General features: G+C 57.6%; 16 protein-coding genes. 3 read left to right on the top strand and 13 right to left on the bottom strand.

Translation table 11 applies throughout. The features are described 5' to 3' along the window. Positions 1-3: 3 nt before the first annotated feature. The 10 genes from JXQ78_RS11620 to JXQ78_RS11575 all read right to left on the bottom strand — a co-directional run bounded on the left by JXQ78_RS11620 (position 4) and on the right by JXQ78_RS11575 (position 10,126). Entirely contained in the window at positions 4-1,749 is a 1,746-nt protein-coding gene (locus JXQ78_RS11620; protein ID WP_330630929.1) for a Rieske (2Fe-2S) protein, read from the bottom strand. Between the two features lie 136 nt (positions 1,750-1,885). Continuing rightward, positions 1,886-3,700 (bottom strand): glutamine--fructose-6-phosphate transaminase (isomerizing), encoded by a 1,815-nt coding sequence (gene glmS / locus JXQ78_RS11615; protein WP_330630928.1) that lies wholly within the window; start codon positions 3,698-3,700, stop codon positions 1,886-1,888. Further along, on the bottom strand, positions 3,700-4,887 hold the full coding sequence (glmU, locus tag JXQ78_RS11610; RefSeq protein ID WP_330630927.1) for a bifunctional sugar-1-phosphate nucleotidylyltransferase/acetyltransferase: 1,188 nt from the start codon (positions 4,885-4,887) through the stop codon (positions 3,700-3,702). The genes glmS and glmU overlap by 1 nt, the downstream gene beginning before the upstream one ends. A gap of 156 nt (positions 4,888-5,043) precedes the next feature. Next, on the bottom strand, positions 5,044-5,721 hold the full coding sequence (locus tag JXQ78_RS11605) for a DUF5828 family protein (RefSeq protein WP_330632823.1): 678 nt from the start codon (positions 5,719-5,721) through the stop codon (positions 5,044-5,046). A gap of 71 nt (positions 5,722-5,792) precedes the next feature. After that, a complete protein-coding gene (locus JXQ78_RS11600) occupies positions 5,793-5,954 on the bottom strand; it encodes a hypothetical protein (protein ID WP_330630926.1) in 162 nt (53 codons plus the stop codon). A gap of 82 nt (positions 5,955-6,036) precedes the next feature. Beyond that, positions 6,037-7,326, bottom strand: coding sequence for an MFS transporter (locus JXQ78_RS11595; protein ID WP_330630925.1), 1,290 nt, complete (start codon positions 7,324-7,326; stop codon positions 6,037-6,039). A 56-nt stretch (positions 7,327-7,382) separates the two neighbouring features. Continuing rightward, the gene (crcB, locus tag JXQ78_RS11590; RefSeq protein WP_330630924.1) at positions 7,383-7,742 is read right to left on the bottom strand and encodes a fluoride efflux transporter CrcB; all 360 of its coding nucleotides are present in this window, start codon (positions 7,740-7,742) and stop codon (positions 7,383-7,385) included. Then, positions 7,739-8,140, bottom strand: coding sequence for a fluoride efflux transporter FluC (locus tag JXQ78_RS11585; RefSeq protein ID WP_330630923.1), 402 nt, complete (start codon positions 8,138-8,140; stop codon positions 7,739-7,741). The genes crcB and JXQ78_RS11585 overlap by 4 nt, the downstream gene beginning before the upstream one ends. A gap of 210 nt (positions 8,141-8,350) precedes the next feature. Then, positions 8,351-9,055, bottom strand: coding sequence for a phosphotransferase (locus JXQ78_RS11580; protein ID WP_330632822.1), 705 nt, complete (start codon positions 9,053-9,055; stop codon positions 8,351-8,353). Positions 9,056-9,253: 198 nt separating this feature from the next. Then, positions 9,254-10,126, bottom strand: coding sequence for a DUF7351 domain-containing protein (locus JXQ78_RS11575; RefSeq protein ID WP_330630922.1), 873 nt, complete (start codon positions 10,124-10,126; stop codon positions 9,254-9,256). Between the two features lie 384 nt (positions 10,127-10,510). Here JXQ78_RS11575 and JXQ78_RS11570 point away from each other — a divergent pair, with 384 nt between their 5' ends. Further along, entirely contained in the window at positions 10,511-10,774 is a 264-nt protein-coding gene (locus JXQ78_RS11570; RefSeq protein ID WP_330630921.1) for a hypothetical protein, read from the top strand. A 1,244-nt stretch (positions 10,775-12,018) separates the two neighbouring features. Here the strand turns inward: JXQ78_RS11570 and JXQ78_RS11565 are convergent. The 3 genes from JXQ78_RS11565 to JXQ78_RS11555 all read right to left on the bottom strand — a co-directional run bounded on the left by JXQ78_RS11565 (position 12,019) and on the right by JXQ78_RS11555 (position 14,599). Further along, complete coding sequence (locus JXQ78_RS11565) at positions 12,019-12,546, bottom strand: hypothetical protein (RefSeq protein WP_330630920.1); 528 nt, start codon at positions 12,544-12,546, stop codon at positions 12,019-12,021. A 315-nt stretch (positions 12,547-12,861) separates the two neighbouring features. Further along, positions 12,862-14,118 (bottom strand): alkaline phosphatase family protein, encoded by a 1,257-nt coding sequence (locus tag JXQ78_RS11560; protein ID WP_330630919.1) that lies wholly within the window; start codon positions 14,116-14,118, stop codon positions 12,862-12,864. 175 nt (positions 14,119-14,293) lie between these two features. Then, positions 14,294-14,599 carry a hypothetical protein gene (locus tag JXQ78_RS11555; protein ID WP_330630918.1) on the bottom strand — a complete coding sequence of 102 codons (306 nt, stop codon included), beginning with the start codon at positions 14,597-14,599 and terminating at the stop codon, positions 14,294-14,296. Positions 14,600-14,904: 305 nt separating this feature from the next. Here JXQ78_RS11555 and JXQ78_RS11550 point away from each other — a divergent pair, with 305 nt between their 5' ends. Then, a complete protein-coding gene (locus tag JXQ78_RS11550; protein ID WP_330630917.1) occupies positions 14,905-16,824 on the top strand; it encodes an asparagine synthase-related protein in 1,920 nt (639 codons plus the stop codon). After that, the gene (locus JXQ78_RS11545) at positions 16,824-18,548 is read left to right on the top strand and encodes an asparagine synthase-related protein (protein ID WP_330630916.1); all 1,725 of its coding nucleotides are present in this window, start codon (positions 16,824-16,826) and stop codon (positions 18,546-18,548) included. Before JXQ78_RS11550 ends, JXQ78_RS11545 begins: the two co-directional genes overlap by 1 nt.

The following is an 18,548-nucleotide window of genomic DNA, read 5'->3' as shown; positions in this document are numbered from 1 at the left end:
CCGTCACTCCACCTCGTGCAGCCGCTCGCCGTCGTAGAGACGCGTTGCGATCGAAAACGTCTGTTCTGCCGACCGTCGTGTGGGAAAGTGTGCCGCCATATACCGTGCACAGGCCATGAGCGCGCGTCGCTGTGCTGATCTGTCCTCCAGAACCTCGAATCGCTCGAACGCGGCGGTAACGTTCTGGAGCGTATGGAAGTTGGCGTCCTCGCGAAGCAGTCCTCGTCCGAGCGTGTGTTTCAGCGCCGATGGATCGCCGGCCGCGTCAAAATGCTCGCCGACGAGCGCGGCCGCACGATTGACACCGCCCTGTTCGTCAAGCGTCTCGAGCAGTTCAGTGCGGATTGCATCTGGGTCGCGATCGCTGTCACCAGGCTCTGGAACTGGTGCACGCGGTGAGTTCAGAAACCGATCCAGATACACCGACATCGCCGCGTCGAAACAGGCCCGATACAGTTCCGGGGTGCTCGTTTTCATGGTGGCCCGATGCACGGCATTCGCGTAGGTAAACGTATGATGAACGGTGTTCCAGTCTCTGAACTCGTTGTTCGTGGCAAACCAGAGCACGCGCCGTGTGGCTGCACGGGTAACCGCATCTGCCAGCTGTGTTGTCGTTGCCCCAGCTCGAATCGCGTCAGTCAGCGCATCAATGATGGCCGATGGATCATCCGAAAGCAACCGCTCGATGAAATCCGCCGGTCGTGTCCACTCCTGATTTGTGCCTGCCGCCACGAGCGAGTCGAGCTCGTCGTTGGCACCAGCACAGAGCGCGGCGATATCGACCGGTTGGCGCCACGACGATAGCTCCTCCGAGCGTGTTGCGTCCGTAATGAGCGGAACCGTCGACGCGAGGGCGCTCTGAGCGTGTTCTTCCCAGCCGAGTTCCATCGCGGTTTCGAACGCCGTGTTGATGAAATCGACCGTGTGACCGCTGTCAAGATAGCGGTGGTCGGTCGCCGCCGCGAAAACAATCTCCGCCACAGCTGCTGGTTCAAGCGTCTCAATTGCCGTGAGCAGACACCGCTCTGCGCCATCAGTGTCACGAACCTCACACGTTTCACGGAACCAGCTCTTTAGCCGTGATTTCGAAAGGTCCCGATTCTCGAACGCGTATCGCTGGAAGCGAGGCGGTTCGCCGGCTGCGTCGTCGGCAACCTCGCGCACACCCATAAACATCGCCCGCCGTCGATCACGGTCGCCAACGTGATCGCTGAGCGTCGCCATACAGCCAAGCGTCGTCAGTCCTCGACCCCAGCCCTGCGCGCGATACCGAGTGCCGAACGTGAGCGCCGTTTCAAGCGGCGTGCGATACCCATCACCGGCACCATCGAGATGAATGACTGATTTTGCCATCACGAGCGAAATGTTTTCTTCGAGTCCATCGGCGAGCCGATTGCGCCACCGAACCGCCGGTTCGAGTTCGCTTTCGGGGTCTGGATCGAGATAGACCGTGTCCTCTCTGATTTCTGTCGGAAACGTCTGCACGTCACCAGCGAAGAGATCGAACGTATCGCCCTCCTCGAGTTCGAAACGAGCGTGGTGCCAGTGGCAGGTGAGAATGCCGTCCTCGACAGTTCCGCGAGTGAGCGGAAATCCCATGTGCGGACACCGGTTATCGACGGCAAACACTTCTTCATCGTGATAGAACAGCGCGATTGGTTGTCCCGATACGCTGACAACGGTCTGTTTCTCTCGTTCGATATCTGACAGCGCGGCGACTGCTACGAACTCCGAATCACTGGTTGCCATAGCACTGTGTTCGGCGTTCGAACAGAAAATAATTCCCTGAATGAAGTTTTTGTAATTATACTGGCGACTCCCGAAGTGCGGCAGTATCTCGATACAGCAGAAGGCTGGTCCAGAAAAAGGCGGGTTCGCTATGGTATTATTCGACGGTGACGCTTTTGGCCAGATTCCGTGGTTTATCAATTGGCCGTCCAAGCTGCGCTGCTGCGTAGTAGGAGACGAGTTGGAGCTGAACGTTTGCCAGCACGGCCGCTGTCCGTGGTGTACTTTCTGGGATCTCAAGGACGTGGTCCGCGTAGCGTTCGACATCAGATTGGCCGTCTGTGACGGCGATGACGGGTGCATCCCGGGCCTCAACCTCTTTGACGTTGCCGATGGTCTTTCGTGCCTGCTCACCCTCACCGGTGACGACGGCGAACACTGGCGTATTATCGGTGACGAGCGCCAGTGGGCCGTGCTTGAGCTCCCCAGCCGGAAAGCCCTCGGCGTGCTCATAGCTGATCTCTTTGAATTTGAGGGCCCCCTCGAGCGCTACCGGATGGTGAAGCCCCCGACCGATGAAGAAGTACGCATCAGAATCGTGGTACTCCTCGGCAATTTTTCTGGCGTTGGTGTCATCGAGGATGGCCTGAACGTTACTGGCCAGATCCCTGAAGCCGGCGATTACGTCGCGATTGTCCTCCTCACCGTCGATCCACAGGCTGAGCAGCGCAAGCGTCACGAGCTGTGAGGCAAACGTCTTGGTCGCAGCAACGCCGATCTCCGGGCCGGCCCGGATGTAGAGCGCTTCATCGCACTCGCGTGCTGCCGTCGATCCGACGACATTCGTCACAGCCATCGTTTTCGCACCACGCCGCCGTGCCTCCCTGAGTGCGCTCAGCGTATCGGCGGTTTCACCACTCTGGGTGACGCCAATCACGAGATCGTCGTCGATCGGCGGCACGCTCGTGGCGTATTCGCTGGCGATGTAGGCCTGGGCAGGAATGCCGATCGACCGGAACAGCTGTGCGCCATATAGTGCTGCGTGATACGACGTACCACAGGCGACGAACTGAACGGCATCGGGATTAACATCACCCAACTCCTCGAGAATGACCTCACCGGCGAGTTCGTCGACACGCCCCTGGAGACACTGCCGGAGTGCACGCGGCTGTTCGTGGATCTCCTTGAGCATGTAGTGGTCGTAGCCGCTTTTGCCGGTCTCTTCGGGATCCCACTCGATGGTGTTGACGGTCTTTTCGACGACCGCCCCGTTGCTGTCGGTCACGCGGTAGCCGTTCTGGTTGATGACAGCAAACTCGCCGTCATCGAGATAGATCACCTTATCGGTGAACTCACGAAACGCCGGCACGTCGCTGGCAAAGAAATACGCATCATCACTGACGCCGAGCACGAGCGGCGAGTCGTTTCTTGCGGCGAACACCTGATCGACGCCGGCGATTACCACACAGATGGCGTACGCTCCCTCGAGACGATCGATCGAATCGCGAACCGCCTCCTCGGGTGCCATTCCGGAGTCGAGTGCCGTCTCGATCAGATGTGGCACCACTTCGGTGTCAGTGTCGCTTTCGAACTCGTGGCCACTGGCTGCGAGTTCGTCGCGAAGCTCCTGGTAGTTCTCAATGATGCCGTTGTGAATGACGGCGACCCGACCCGTACAGTCACGGTGGGGGTGAGCGTTGCCGTCGGTCGGTGGCCCGTGGGTTGACCAGCGAGTGTGGCCGATCCCGACCGGATTGTCGCTCACAGATCCCGAACCGTTTTGCAGTGGATCTGCCCCCAGCGAGGTCTCCAGGGCGTCGAGTTTACCGGCTTTGCGACGGACCGTAAGATCGTCGTCCGAAAGCGCGACGCCAGCCGAATCATAGCCACGATACTCCAGCTTCGAAAGGCCGTGCAATAGTGTGTCGAGCGTCGAATCGCCCCGACCAGCACAGCCGATGATTCCACACATTAGCGTATCACCTCTGCTCGCTCCGGCACATGACCGGAGACGACCACACCTGTTCCGATCGTTGCGTTCGTTCCCACGAGCGCGCCCGGCTCACATCGAACGCCACCACCACAGGTCACGCGATCGGCGAACACGGCTCCGAGATCTTCATCACGGAACAGACTCTCGTTGACCTGCACGTCTGCAGGCCCGCCCGGAACGATCGTTCCAGCACCGAGATCAACGTCCTGTCCGGTAACACAATCAAGCAGCGTACTCTGCGGACCGATGCGTGTGTCCGTGTCGATCACGCTCGATTCAAGCGTCGAATTCGCCCCGACCGTGACGTTGCGACCGAGTGCAACGTTCGGTCCGACAACGCTTCCGGGACCGAGTTCGCAGTCCGGCCCGATGACAACTGGTCCTTGCAGCGTGGCGTTCTCGTGAACGATCGCACTCTCTGCGATCCAGACATCGGACTCATGCGCCGTCGGATCGACGAGTTGGTGTTCGAGCAACGCACGCGAAACGGTCAGCAGATCCCACGGATAGGTGGCATCGGCCCACAGCCCCTCTGTGCGAACTCCGCGAACGGTCGCTTCGTAGATGAGCATATCGACCGCATCGGTCAACAGCAAACTCCCGTTCCGACGGGGTGTTTCGGCAAGTGCATCGAAGATCCGCTCGTCGAAGACGTACACGCCGCCGTTGACGAGCTGGTACTCCGTTTCGGGCTTTTCGATCAGCTCGACGATTGCCGAATCACGCATCACGACCGCACCGTATCGGTTCGCTGCTGGCCGTTCGAGCACGGCAAGCGTTGCGGCATCATCCGACTCTGATGCCTCTAGCACGTCGGTAACGAGCGACGGTTCGATAACGCGGTCGCCGTTGACCACGACGAACGACCCGTCGAGTTTCCCACGGGCTTGCTGGAGAGCATGACCACTTCCGAGCTGTTTTGGTTGGACAACGTACTCAATCGGCACATCACGATAGGTCGGACCGAAATGTTCCTGGACCCGGCTGCGCTTGTAGCCGACGATCAAACAGAGCCGCTCGATGCCGGCTTCGATGAGCGCGTCCAACACGTACTCCAGTATCGGACGATTGCCCGCTGGAAGCATCGGTTTCGGGCGGTTACGGGTCAAAGGACGGAGTCGAGTCCCTTCTCCCGCCGCGAGAACCACAGCGGTGTCGGTTGGCATATCAAACGTCACTCCCGCCAGTGTTGTGAATGTTCTGACTTGCCGTTCGATTGAACTGGAAAACGTAGAAGAATTAATCAGCTTTATGAGAAGTTGGTCACTGTAGAGTGATTCAATAGAACAAAATAATACAGATATCGTAATGATCTGTGTGATTTAATTCGTCGTGGGTTCCGAATCAACGGCAGTTTCAGGCACTTCTATCCCTTCGACCGTTTCGAGTGCTTCGGTGTCTTTTTCACAGTCTACGTGCCAGCGATCCACTGTTCGCTCGTAATCCGCAAGCGCGTTTGAGATGTGGATGCGGAGATCGTCGTCGTTGATGTTCACCTCGAGTCGGTAGGTGGGTTCGTCGTTGTCGATCCGCTGGAGATTCGCACTTACGACATCGTTATCGAAGTAGTACGGCCCGAGCTGTGTCATCACCTTTTTATAAACCGCACCTTCGACGGCGCGAATTGCCTTACGACCGGCCGAATCCGCCGCTCTAGCGACGTGATCGATCGATTCGTTCCACTTATCGACCGCCTCGCCCGTATCCTCATCGAGTTTTTGGTACGACTCTGTGAGCTTCTCGCCCGCCGTTTTGATGTCGTCGTCAGGTTCGGTGCCCTCCTTTTCACTTTTGCTCTCGTCGATGCTCGCCTGCTGGGCGGTTTTTTCGTTGACATCGACGTCCAGTCGTTCGTGGCTCTTCGGTCGCCACTCGTCCCACTCTTCGAAATCACCACCGGAGACGCCGTTATCCTGAAGGGCGAGCGTGATGCGCTCGCCGAATTCAACCACGTCTCCCCACGTCCCCCGGTCAATAAACCCGGTCACGCTTTCTTCCATCTGCATCCGCCCTTTCGGTATCGACAGCAAAAACTCCTCTGGCACCCGAGACCCATATTATTGCATATCCATCACCCATAAACAAATTGTGTCGCCACGACGTTCAACCGGTGGGCAATCCGATGGATCAATCGCTGTGGCCACATTGCCCGTTTGAGCGCTCGTTCGGAACATTCGATGCGGTTGTCGGCCATCACTGGCTCGCCATCGGTCATCGAAGCAGCAACACTCATCGAACACCGACCACACGATTCAGTGTGAGTATCATCCATGGGTTGTGTTCACTATCCAACGTGTTGAATAGTGTGGTAGTGATCACTCTGGCGTTGCCGTTGTCGTTGGTTCGGCGTGGAACAACAGTCCAAACACCAGCGTCGCACCGGCAATGATTCCTGCAGCCACCCCAAATGCGGTTACCACGTCGGTGAGATCCCAGATCACACCAACGACGACGGGGCCAATCACCTGACCGAGTTTCCAGGCGATTGAGCGCAGCGAGAGCGCGCCAGCCACTGCCTGGAACTGCTCTCCCTCTTCGACGAACAGTGCCATGCTCGCCGGAAGCCGGATGCTATCGGCCACCCCACAGACGCCGTAGGCGACAAACAGGACGAAAAACGCCGGAACGATGGTCACAGTGGAGGGGAGCCCAGTGATCGCACCGGTGTGAAGCGTTACTGCCGAGCCAAACTGCGATGCAACGCCAGCCAACGGGATCATCGCCGTGCCGATAGCATAACAGAACGCTCCCGCGATGATAAAGCGGTGTTTCTGTCCGAACTGATCGGTGAATCCGCCGACGATCCCCTGTGTGGCGGCCTTGGTCAGCTTGCCGCCGGCAAGAATACCGCCGACGAGTACTGGCGACATCCCGAACGCGGTGCGGGCGTAGATCGGGACAAACGTGATGACGGCCATTTTCCCGAAGGACATGCCGAGACGAAACACCACCAGCGCACGGATGGCCTGCCGACGGCCAAGCTGGCGAAACGTTTCGACGCCGGTCGATTCCTCTGGATCTTTTCTGCCACCGGGATTATCACGGAGAAACCAGAGCGCAAACAACGCCGCAAGAACCGTAATCGCGCTGAGAACCGCATAGGTTGCCTGAAAGCCATACACGGCCAGCAGTATGCCACCGATCATATCGCCGGCCAGCGAGGAAAACGCCCCGACCTGGTTGTACGAGCCAAGCCACTGGCCGCGTTCGCCGCCGGGAGCGACGGTGCCGACCACCGCTGAGCCGGTGATCCAGAGGATAGACGCGCCAAAGCCCTGAAGAACCCGCATGATGATCACGTGAGCGACGGTCTGTACCTGTGCGTAGCCCACGAACACAAGGACGTTGAACACGAGCCCGAAGACGAGAATGCGTTTTGCGTTGTGCGTGTCGATATACCGTCCGAGGGGGAGGACGATCAGCAACTGGGCGGCCGCCATTGCCGTTCCGAACAGTCCCTCAACGGCCCCGGTCGTGTTGAACTGGTCGGCATACAGCGCCAGCGCGATGAGGATCGTCGAATACGCCTGCGAACGGGCAAAGGCCGTCCCCGAGAGCGCGAGAAACTCCCGGTTGCCCAACATCGACACAATACTACGCGACACCCTTGCCCGTTTGACTGGTTCGACCAAAAAGCCACGAAAGCCGGAAAATTGACCGCTCAAACGAAGGTCGCAAGCAGCCACGCCAGCCCAATAGCACCGCCCGCCCCACTGAGCGTCCCGATGCTGTAGCCGATCGCTCGGATTTTCTCGCCGGCCTCCCAGAACCGGACGATTTCGTACGAGAACGAGGAGAACGTGGTGAACGAGCCACACGCACCCGTTCCGAAGAACAGCTGCAGCGACTCCGATGGGCTCACAAACGCCAGCAGTGCGAGCACGAAGCTTCCCACCACGTTGACCGTGAGCGTTCCCAGTGGAAGCTCCTCGGTGTCGATTCGCATGCTGAGTTCGTATCGCAACACTGCCCCAAGCGCACCGCCAGTGCCGACGATGTGTGCCGGATCGACCGTCGTCATTGCGCACCTCGTGGGATTTTCGAGGCGAGCCAGCGACCACTCAGGACGCCAGCAACGGCGAGGCCGTGGGTTGCGATGACGTTCACACCCATTGTGAATGGGTCTCCGAGCTGTGCCGTCTGGACGGCGAACGTGCTGTAGGTGGTGAATGATGAGAGAAAGCCAGTTGCGGCGATCAACCGGGTTCGATCGGCAAGCAGCCCCGTGAATTCGGCCTCATAGAGGATGAACCCCAGACCGAAACTCCCCAGCGTGTTCACCACCAGCGTGGCACCAATCGCCTGCGGGGCGAGCAACAATCCGACGACGTATCTGAGATTCGAGCCGGCAAAGCCACCAATAGCGATCAACACGAGCGTTTCCAGTCGAACGAGCGGGTGATTGGTGACAGAACTCATTTTGTGACGTGCGTCCGCGTGAGCGTTCGAAGGTGGGCGAATTAGGGCTGGCGCTCTGTGAACGGCTGTGATTACTCGATAATTCGTTCGAGTTCGGCGGCGATTGTCGTTCCACGCCGCTGGAAGCGCTCACCGGTTGGATCGTACCAGCGATCGAGCGCGGTGACAGACCGGCCCATGGCGAGCAGCCGGTAGCAGTCCCGTTCTGGACTATCCGGGTCGATCGGTAGTGGGTCGTACAGCGCGCGACGAATCGGTTGGGGGTCGGCCACGCCGCGCGTGAGCAGAATACTCAACGTTGACCGCCGCAAATTCGAGGGGGCCGATTTTCGCCCCGTCGAGATCCACGAATCCAGTGAGCTCGGTGGGTGACGCTGGTGGCATGCCATCGAGAGTCAGGAGATTCTCGGGAGAGAGATCCGTGACGATGAGCGATTGTGGTGGTGATTCGGGGAGCACCGCCGTGCGATTACAGAGATACTCCAGTACATCCGGCGCACTGGTTTCGAGCGCGTCGTGTGCGGCCGGGCTACCATAACAGCGGTTGGCGTACGCACGCACCCACGACCGGAATGTCTCGTGTTCGGCCCCGACGCGTGGGCTATCTGCAGTTCCTTCCAGCGATCGAATGCGTCCGTAGCCCTCCAGTGTCGAAGCAGGCACCGTCCAGCAGTCCCGAATCACGCGCCCGAGCGTCCGAACCGCGCTGGGGGCAGTCAGCCGTTCGGTGTCATCGAAGCCATCGGCGAGCGGTGTTCCCGGACAGCGGTCCATGATGACCGACGGGGGTGAGTCCTCAAACGCCGTGGCGTGCACCGTCGGAACGGGGAGCGTCGTCCAGTGGGCCAGCAGTTCGGTGGCGGCTACGCCGGCACGGAGGTGGTTGGCCGAGTGGTGCGTTCCGAACTTGACGATTAGCTGGGCGTCAGAGGAAGCGGTGGTGACGGCGAACAGTTCGTTGACCCCACCCTCAAGTCGAACAATTGCGTCGTCAGTGGTGGTGCGTTGAACAGCTCTCCAGCAGGGAGCCGTGCGCAGCGGTCACGAACCATATCGCGGTCGACTGCTGTCATTCAGTACCACGTTCGGACAGCACGCACAGAACGCTGCCGATCAGTTCGGTGTGGCCCTGCAAACCGACGAATCGACATCGAGAATTCTTGCGTTTTCGTCGAGCGTGAACGTCACCGCGCCCGTTTCTGTTTCGATGGTCACCACGTTGCGGTCGGTCGATGGCGTTTGAACCGGAGCGACAGCGCCACGAAGCGTCCAGCTGACCAGCTCCAGTCCGGTCAGATCAACGCCCGAGGCCTCCGCGAGTGCGATCGACGCTGGCTGGCGAGCGAGCAGCACGCCGAGCGGCTGCGTCGTGTGATTGCCACAGCTATCACAGGAAGCCCCGAAGGAAGTCGGTGTATCGCCGTCACCGGATTCGATTGTGGTGGCGCAGTGGCCGGCACAGAGCGGACAGCAGCCACGTCGCATCGATTCAGTCTCCTGGAGCAGCCCAAGCACCGCCGTCGCCGCCAGGTCGTGGGGTGAGCGCTCGCGCAGGAGATTCGGTCGAATCGGGTGGTTGAGGTGGTGGTCGGCGCAGCCAACCTGTAGCCGGCCGTCAGCGTGGGAGAGTTGAATCGGACGATCACAGCCCGGACAGTCAATGCCCAGGGGTGTCGGTTCGATTGTCGGCCCCTCGCCGAGTCCGGCGACAACCGTGCCGACGACATCGGTTCCGAGTGGCGTCAGCCGGAAGCCCGAGTCGGTCTCATCGACGAACGTATCAGCGAGCTGTTGGAGATGGTAGCCGAAACTCCCTGGATCTGCAACCCCAACGCGACGACGGAGGTCGGACTCTGGCATCGATGGTGAGAGTGGATCGTGTCGGTGAGACTGTGCGAGAACGAGCAGGATTTCGAGGCGTGTGCGGTCTCCAAGTAGTTCCAGCCGTTGCTGGGTCTGCCCGCTGATTGATTTGGACGATGGCATACTCTCACAGGGCAGCGGAGCCGGTTATCTCTTCGCATGGCTGAAAATATCTCTCATATTTCCGTATCTTTATACATCAGTGATAGTTCGAAGCGCATGGCGGTGGTGTGTGTGATCTATGAGACAATGCTAGATGTCAATAATTTATATATTATGGAGTTCATCTGGCGGTTTGTGCGGACTGATGGTACTGAAGCGGTATCCTTAGCGTAGTGGCTTCAGATTGTACATCGAATACCCTACACTGGATGGCGGACCGCTGGAGTGGGCTTAAGGCACTGTCAATGGAACGATGACGTTAAAGTCGATATCGGTGGAGAGTACACTTCGATGGTTGAAACAAATATACAAAGAATTATAAATATAGAATAAGGCGTGAGTGATATGAAAGCGGAAAGTAAAGACCGAATAGCTGCCTTTATTGCATTCATCATTACATTCCCAATTTTCGAGTATGTAGTTCAGCCAATCCTGATTTTAGTGCATCCAATGTTTAAGGACCAAAATATGCCTGCCGATCAAGTGAGTGGATATCTACCCCAGACTCCTGCAGGATGGGCATTCATTACCACTATGATATCTATAATTATTATTTCTGTGTTCTTTATAGAACCATATATTAAATATATCTTCGAGACTGGAGATTGAGAACTATTTCAAAGGGGAGGTTCAGCCAATTCTCTACACCTTTCGACTTCCGACTTGTTCAGGTTTGTCGAACTACACCATCGTGAGGATCTGCTTAATTCGCGTTATATGCGGACACCCAGTTTTCGAGCGAGCGTTGTGATTTGCTCCGCATCGAAAGCGGAATAATCGAGCTTTCGGGTCTTCTTATACTCCATTCCGTTCTCAGCAAGCGTCGTGACGTGCTTGTTGGTAAAGCCCATGCACTTCATCTGCGGTATCTCATCGACATTCGCTCCATTATCCGTTAGCGTCCGAATCTGGGATGACGAGAGCTGCTGATTCTGTAGATCAGCAAATCACAATAGAGGGCGCGCCTGGAACGCTATTCTTCTGAACAGTCGAAAAGGTTATTATAATAAATTCCAGAATCCACAAGCGGTTCTGGAAACCAGGTGTGCGTAGCGATCCGACGATACGAAATGAATACGGGACAACAACAAAGCCGTACGGTGGTTTGAGTCAAACAGAAACTTCTTATCACTGCCTGGCAACACGTCAATTAGTGAGACGACGGACGAAATACCGATTGAAGGCATTCTTATTCCTTGTTGTCGCCTATCCTATTTTCGAGTATGTAGTCCAGCCTCTATTGATCGTAATCCATCCAATGTTCAAGGATCATCCCGTTCAGTACGAGAATATACGAGGACCAGCGCCGCAAACACCAGCAGGGTGGGCGTTTCTGGCAACGGTAGCTGTACTAATTTGTATATATGTAGTATTTATTGAATCACCTGATGTATGAAATCACGATTCACTGTTACATTCTCTCGTCGAATGGGTGCGCGTTGTGGCTGGGAGTTGCGATATCGTACTCTGTAAAACCACAGATCGTATGTAAGCATTCCAATAGTATCGCATATGGATGACGAATTAGATCACGTTATTTTCTATATTGAGGCAATTATTATTGGATTGATAGTACTATATCTATATTTGAATTTCTTACAGCCATTTTTGGCAGCTATCAGTGGCATCTTTTCCATGCCCGCTGAACCCTCAGCAGGTCGGTATCCTGACTCAGTGGCTGGATTATTGTATATAAGTATCTACGTAATCGTCCTCATAACATATCATATAATTAAAGTTATTTTGTTGTGGGACGAGGAGGAGTAATATCCCTTATAATCACCATTCATCGAGGGGATGGCACCTAATTATTACATAAAAATTATTTGAGATGGAAATCGCTTCCGGATCGTCTACTCAATCGTAATCCGTCCAACGGCAGCATGCTGATCAGCAAGCCCAGTCGGACAGCCGAGACTGCGATACCGACCATAGGAATCAAGCAAATCGATCAAGCCATCAGCTGCACTCGCACAGCCCGGCCGGTCGATCGTTTCCAGTGGTGATTGCGGATCTTCAGCGGAGAAGGTGAGCTGGTGAATTTCTCCAGTGTTCGTTTCGTGATAGCGGACTTTTGCGCCCGTATCAAACGTCGCTGCCACGACGGTTTCTCCCGTTGCGCGATAGCGCGTGATCCGCTCAATCCCAGGCAAGTGCTCGTAGCTCGTCCGCTCGCTCGCCAGATCTACCATTGTCAGGATCTGTTCGATCCGAGTGGCGTGCGGACAGCCAGTCGATTGGCACGGACGACACCACGTCCCCTGGCCGATATCTACCACGTGATAGAGCTCAGCCTCAGAGAGCTCATCGCGCGAATCGACGGTCGAGAGGTTCACGCAGTTGCGATCCTCGTCACGAAAGAGAAACAGCGGCAGTGTCATCGTCGCCCCCACAGCGGACAGCACAGGTGGTGATCGCGATGGCCGCGAAGCTGTCGCCGGCAGACGACACAGCTGTGGCTGTAGTAGGTTAGTGAGTCGGTACAATTACGGTCGCGTGTGTTCTCCCATTGCATGGGTATCTCCTTGACGAGAGCCCAGCGTCGGGTGGGTCTAGCACCCGGCGCATTCAACACGAACGCGCAACGCCCGTGCGGCGCACCTGTGCTCTCGTGTTGCTATGCCTTCCCGATTGCTTATAAAGTTGTGTTGAAATAAATGTGAAAGACACACGCAGTGACAGCTCTAACAACCACCTCAGTCGAGATCCCCAAGCCGCGCTGCAATGAGGGGCACCAACATCTCGCGTTCGCTGAGTCCGCCGTGATAACTGTGTTTCTCGCTTGCGAGCAGCTCCCCACCCGCACCATCAGCCCCGGGAACGAAGACGAGATCACCACACCGCGCACGTGCACGAGCGCCTGGCTCGGGGCCGAACAGTCCCAGCTCATCGAGCGCCTCCGCCCTGGTGAACACGTGGCCGTCGTATCGCCCTTCGAGCCGACGGCGAACCCCGTCGAGACGCCCCGGCGGAAGATGGAAAAACACGCTTCGCGGACCACCGGTGAGCGCGGCGGGAGGGGGTCCCGCAGCCATCGCGTCTGCGATCACCGGATCCGCATCGAATCGGGTGAACCGCTCCGGGTCAGCACTCACGTGGCCGTGATCTGCGAGCAACACCACGAGCGTCCGATCGACATCGACGGCGTCGCTCGCCTGGATCGCATCCAGTCCTGACTCGACGCCGGCGCACGCATCGCGCATCGCCGTCCGATAGCGATCGTCATCAGGACCGTGCGCGTGGGAGGTGATATCGACGTGGGGGAGATAGCAGTACGTAAACGACGGTCCACCAGCAGCGTCGGTGACACTCCGGCGGAGCAGGCGACCCGCTTCGGTGGGATCATCGTAGCCGTGACGGGTCGCACCGGCCAGAAACGCGTCGGTGTAGGTGCCAGTCGTCGTTGGTGTCGGCTGAACGCAGTGACTTGCAACGCCCGCGTTAGTCAGTCGCTGGTGGATCGTGTCGCCGTCGTTTAAAATCCCGGAATCCAGCCCGAACTGAACCCCGCTCTCGGGCTCGCCACCGGGGACTGCAAACCGGAGCGCTCGCAACACACGACCGACAGCCGGACACCACAGCGTGCCTCCGAGTAGGCCATGGGCCGCCGGCGGGCGTGCCGTGTGAAACGACGCGATCGCGGCCGCCGTCTCCGATGGAAACGGGGCTGTCAGCGTCGAAACGCTGCCGGCGTCCGACAGCCGACGGAGCAACGACACCGAATCGCCGTCCCGGCGAAATCGCTCAATCCCAAGCCCGTCCAGCAACACACAGATGACGGTGTCAATATCGTCGGTGGGGATTGCGTTTCCCGCAACAGAGCGACCCAGCTCCATGTTGAGCGCCTCACCGATCGATCCTGGAACGTTCGTGAAACAGTGACCGGCGTAGTCGGGATACACGACGCCGTCCGGCCCGCGGTTCCGGAGCCGGCGTTCGAGGTTCGTCCTCACAAATAGTGACTCAGATTCTGAGTAAATTAATTTTCTGATATGTAATCGATCACCACTCCTGCTAACACTATGGTGTCGAATCCACCCAGCCAATTGGCGTGTACAATCTGATCCCAACCACGAGACAGATTCCATACGCCACTCCCCACAGGATCGGCGACGCAGGGCCCAGACTTCACTCGAACTGAAACACAGACACAATGATCTCGCTCGTGATGAACAACCCGACACTACTCAGATAGAGAAGGAGACACAGATCCAGCAGGTGATCGAGCGAGAGAACGCCGACAGCAAACAGTGGCCCAACAAGCAGCGCCAAAAGAAGCGAGAGGTTCGTGATCGTCGACTGAATGAGTGGCGTGCCAGCGAGATCGTTTGCCATTGAGATTGCCGGAGTGAAAAACACAGCCGTGGCGAAAGCCGCACACAACAGCGTGCGCAAGATGGATCCAAAATCTCGCATCCGGTGTGCTGATAGCATCACGCATACGTCTCACTCTTCAGTGAAATATCTACTCGATGATTGCTCGTGGACGGAGCTGTGTGGCCTGCTCGATAGCGTTTGTCGAGCACAAAAGCACACCACTGCAATGGCACATCCCAATCGATAGTGGTCGTTCAGCACGACAGCCCTCTTGCGTATCGTATAAATAACGTCAGGGTGTACACATACTCGATGACCGTTTTTCGTGTCCGAGCAGCGATGATGTCCGGTTGGATACGCCTCGGGGAGGAGGCCACCAACTGGATCGCTGGACACGAACGACGCGTAACTGGGGGAGGGAGATGGTAGGAATAAGCGCAGTACTTGGCGACGATGAACTGTCAGCGGGAATGGAATCGGCCATCAGCTGGCACGAGAACGAACAGACGATCGAGTACCAGGACGACCGACTCGATCTCAAGGGATCGATGCACTCGTTGCTGGCCGGCGAACAACCGGCACGGGCCGGCGACGACGTACTGATCTGGGTCTGGGGAGACATCTATGGCTATGGCGTGGCAGACAATTACTCTCCACGAAACGGCCCACCAGACGGCAGTGCCGCATTTTGTGCCCACCTGTACGATCTGTTTGGACTGAACTTCGTCCGTGGACTCAACGGAAACTTCGCGCTCGTGATCTACGATCAGTCGGCGAACGAACTCTCGTTCGTAACCGACCGATTCGCCACGCGGCCGCTCTATTTCGCCGAGCCGGAATCGGACACCATGTTGGTCTCCTCACAATCGCAGTCGCTGGTGACACACCCGGCGCTGCCGGCTGGTTTCGACGAGGAGTATCTGTATGAGTATCTGGAACTCCGTGGTGTCGGCGGAATCGAAAGCCCGATCGCCGGGGTCAGACAGTTCCCGCCCGGCTCGATCGTCACGATCGATCTGGCGACGCTTTCGCGAACGACCGAAACGTACTGGCGACCGCACCACGATCCGATCGACAAGCCGTTTTCGTACTTCCAGGATCGGTTCACCGAAACGATTCAGCAGGTGTTCTCCGAATGGACTGACGACGACCTGGATTATGGTGTGTTGCTCTCTGGTGGAAGCGACTCGCGGCTCGCACTCGCAGCGATCGACCAGCCGGTGACGACGTTCCACAACGCCGACTGGATGAGCCGGGAGGCAAAAGTGGCCCAGCGATCGGCACTCGCAACCGGAAACACGTTCCGACTGCTCGAACGTGGCGACTCCTACGACGCAGAACTGCTCGAAACCGGCCCGAAACTCTCGAACTTCAGCGGCTGGTTCGATCAGGCGTACTTTCTGGGCTTCGACGAGGAGATCCGCAACGATGTGGACGTGCTCGTCTCTGGATTGTACGCCGACACGCTGCTCGGTGGCGGCCCACTCGAGACACGAACGCTCTCACTCAACGCCATCGGAAAGCTCACGCTACCGATCGCACAGTCGGTTGACACAATCGACGAATACGTCTCGGCACAGCTGAGCGAAACGATCGAGCCGCTCTCATACTTCAGCGACGCAGACGACTACTCGATTGCAGACGTGCTCAAACGGAACATCACGGCCGACGGTGATGGCTACGTAAATCACGGCGTCCGATTTGAGAATCTCCGTGATATGGCGATGTACAGCAGCTTCTATCCGCTGAGTGCTGATACGGATGCGATCTTCTCCGAGAGCCTCGCCCACATGCGTCCGTATCGGACGCCGTTTCTCGATAACCGAATTGTTGATCTCCAGCAACAGGTTCCCGCGAAATTCTTCCTTCGCCGGAACTTCGTCAACGAGGCGATCGAAGCGGTCGAGCCCACACTCGCCGAAATTCCGCACGCACACACAGGTGTGCCGATCAAATACCAGTTCCCAATCGATTTCCTGGGGAAAAACATCCACGGCTTCTGGTGGAAACACGTTGCCGACAGCGAGGGGCCAGAGCCGTATCACGACCACTCGCCGTGGCCAAATCGGACCGAGCTCATCAGAGCCCAGTCGTTCCCGACCGAAACGCTCCGTTCCGGAGAGACACTTCTCGAAACGCTCCCATCACTGAACCGACCGGGAGCCTGGCAAACCTACCACGAGCATCTCGACGGTGAGGACAACACACCGATTCTCTACTCGTTGTTCACGCTCCTCTCGATGGACGTTACTGACGCCGTCTGTGAGGAACTGATCGACAGGACCATGGAGAACGATGAAGATTCGGAAAGTAAACCAGCCGTTCCTGAAGGAGAACCGTGATGACGTACACACTCAGAACACAGGATGACGCAGTTGCTTCGAGTCGAAAAATGAACAAAGAGCTGTTCGGCTGCTTTGGTGATCGGTCGCTGTTCGACCGCCACCGCAACGCCGACACGTTCGATACGATCTGTAGCACGTCGACGATGACGGTTGGGATTCGCGATCCAGGCCTCGCCGTTGACGGTCGAAGTTCGGTGTACGACGACGGCGATGGGTTTTGCTGTCTCTGGGGCGAGGTGTATCCACGCGAGCGCTACGCAGACGATGAGCTCAAAGCCGCAGAATCGCTCGCCGAGTGGCTGTTTGGGCGGTTTGATCGAGAGGGGATCGACGCAGTACATGCACTGAACGGTTCGTTTCTCGCGGTGTTTGCGACCGACGAGCAAGCCACCGTCGTCACCGATCCCGTCCGATCCTGGGAGTGTTTCTACACTGATATCGACGGCGACCGCCTGTTCAGCACCGACCTCGCCGTGTTGACGCAGCGTCGCTCATCGCTTTCGTACCGACGGGACTCGCTGTTGGAGTACATTCATCTCGGGACGGTGCTCGGCGAACGGACGCTCCTCCAGTCGATCGACAGAGTGCCCTTTGACGGCTATCTCAACGCCGATCACGTCGGTGAGCTCGACCGATTCGTCTACGAGCCGACGTCGTTCGACTACGCGCGTGAGCTTTCCGAGCGGCTGGTGCGGGCAGTGGATCGGCGTGCCACGTCGCCCGACCCCGCCGGACTGTTGCTCTCGGGAGGCCACGATTCGCGTATTTTTCTAACTGAGATGCCGTCGATAGCAGAAAGCTACACGATCGGCAATCCGAACTCCCGTGAAGTCACGGTGGCACAAAATCTTGCTGGCCAGTACGACGTCTCACACACCGTGTTACAACCCGACGAGCGATATCTGCTGCCAACAGACGAGAAGAGTCGCTACACGCAAGGGATCAAAGAGGCACTGCACATTCACCACGCCGGCTTCAACGACACGTTCGAGATGGAGTCGGTGTATCACGGGACGCTGTTCGATACGCTGTTCAAGGGCTACTTCCTCGAACGCGACGGACTCGAACTGTTCGGGATGAAACTGCCATCGAAAGGGCTTGCGCCGGATCCCGACCCGATCGATTCGCTGCTCAACACGCTTGGTTTTTTCCCGGCCGAGAGCGAGCGGGTTGCCGAGGCGGCCAAAGCACTGTTCGATGTCGATCTCACGCTTGAGGAGTCACCGACGGCGTTTTTGCGATCACAGCTCGAGGCCGAGCTCGAAACCTGCTGGGAACGTACCGAGTCGGTTCACAACGCGATGGATCTGCTTGTCATCAAAAATCAGCCGGTGATGCCAATGCACGTTCATCTCGCCGACAACTACTACGAGGGATTCGTTGCCATCGACAGCGAACTGCTCGACTGGCATCTCAAAACGCCCCCAGAGTACCGACGCTACGATACGTTCCGGAAAGCGGTTGGAGCCATCGACGACGACATACTCAAACACCGACCACAGAGTCAGCCGCTCGGATCCGTTCGACTGAATCAGATCCAGCGATTCCTTCGTCGGAAGGTGCCGTTACTCGAGGCATTCGAGCCGGCCTGGCCGCCACGTGATGAGCTGTACGATCGCTATCGCCTCGACGAATCACTGTTCCCGGACGATCACGCGGTCAGGGGGCTTCCGGCACGGCTGAAACTCCGCATTCACGACGCTCGCTGGTGGATGCAGTAG

It is taken from the genome of Halocatena halophila, from assembly GCA_027563145.1.
Classification (GTDB): Archaea; Halobacteriota; Halobacteria; order Halobacteriales; family Haloarculaceae; genus Halocatena; species Halocatena halophila.
This window is presented reverse-complemented; position numbering and strand designations above follow the sequence as displayed.

Excerpts from the sequence above, each read along its gene's own strand:
- JXQ78_RS11555 (WP_330630918.1), bottom strand. The coding sequence starts at position 14,599 with ATGCTATCAGCACACCGGATGCGAGATTTTGGATCCATCTTGCGCACG.
- JXQ78_RS11600 (WP_330630926.1), bottom strand. The coding sequence starts at position 5,954 with ATGAGTGTTGCTGCTTCGATGACCGATGGCGAGCCAGTGATGGCCGAC.
- JXQ78_RS11565 (WP_330630920.1), bottom strand. The coding sequence starts at position 12,546 with ATGACACTGCCGCTGTTTCTCTTTCGTGACGAGGATCGCAACTGCGTG.
- JXQ78_RS11620 (WP_330630929.1), bottom strand. The coding sequence starts at position 1,749 with ATGGCAACCAGTGATTCGGAGTTCGTAGCAGTCGCCGCGCTGTCAGAT.
- JXQ78_RS11605 (WP_330632823.1), bottom strand. The coding sequence starts at position 5,721 with ATGGAAGAAAGCGTGACCGGGTTTATTGACCGGGGGACGTGGGGAGAC.
- crcB (WP_330630924.1), bottom strand. The coding sequence starts at position 7,742 with ATGACGACGGTCGATCCGGCACACATCGTCGGCACTGGCGGTGCGCTT.
- JXQ78_RS11550 (WP_330630917.1), top strand. The coding sequence starts at position 14,905 with ATGGTAGGAATAAGCGCAGTACTTGGCGACGATGAACTGTCAGCGGGA.
- glmU (WP_330630927.1), bottom strand. The coding sequence starts at position 4,887 with ATGCCAACCGACACCGCTGTGGTTCTCGCGGCGGGAGAAGGGACTCGA.
- JXQ78_RS11570 (WP_330630921.1), top strand. The coding sequence starts at position 10,511 with ATGAAAGCGGAAAGTAAAGACCGAATAGCTGCCTTTATTGCATTCATC.
- JXQ78_RS11575 (WP_330630922.1), bottom strand. The coding sequence starts at position 10,126 with ATGCCATCGTCCAAATCAATCAGCGGGCAGACCCAGCAACGGCTGGAA.
- glmS (WP_330630928.1), bottom strand. The coding sequence starts at position 3,700 with ATGTGTGGAATCATCGGCTGTGCTGGTCGGGGCGATTCGACGCTCGAC.
- JXQ78_RS11545 (WP_330630916.1), top strand. The coding sequence starts at position 16,824 with ATGACGTACACACTCAGAACACAGGATGACGCAGTTGCTTCGAGTCGA.
- JXQ78_RS11585 (WP_330630923.1), bottom strand. The coding sequence starts at position 8,140 with ATGAGTTCTGTCACCAATCACCCGCTCGTTCGACTGGAAACGCTCGTG.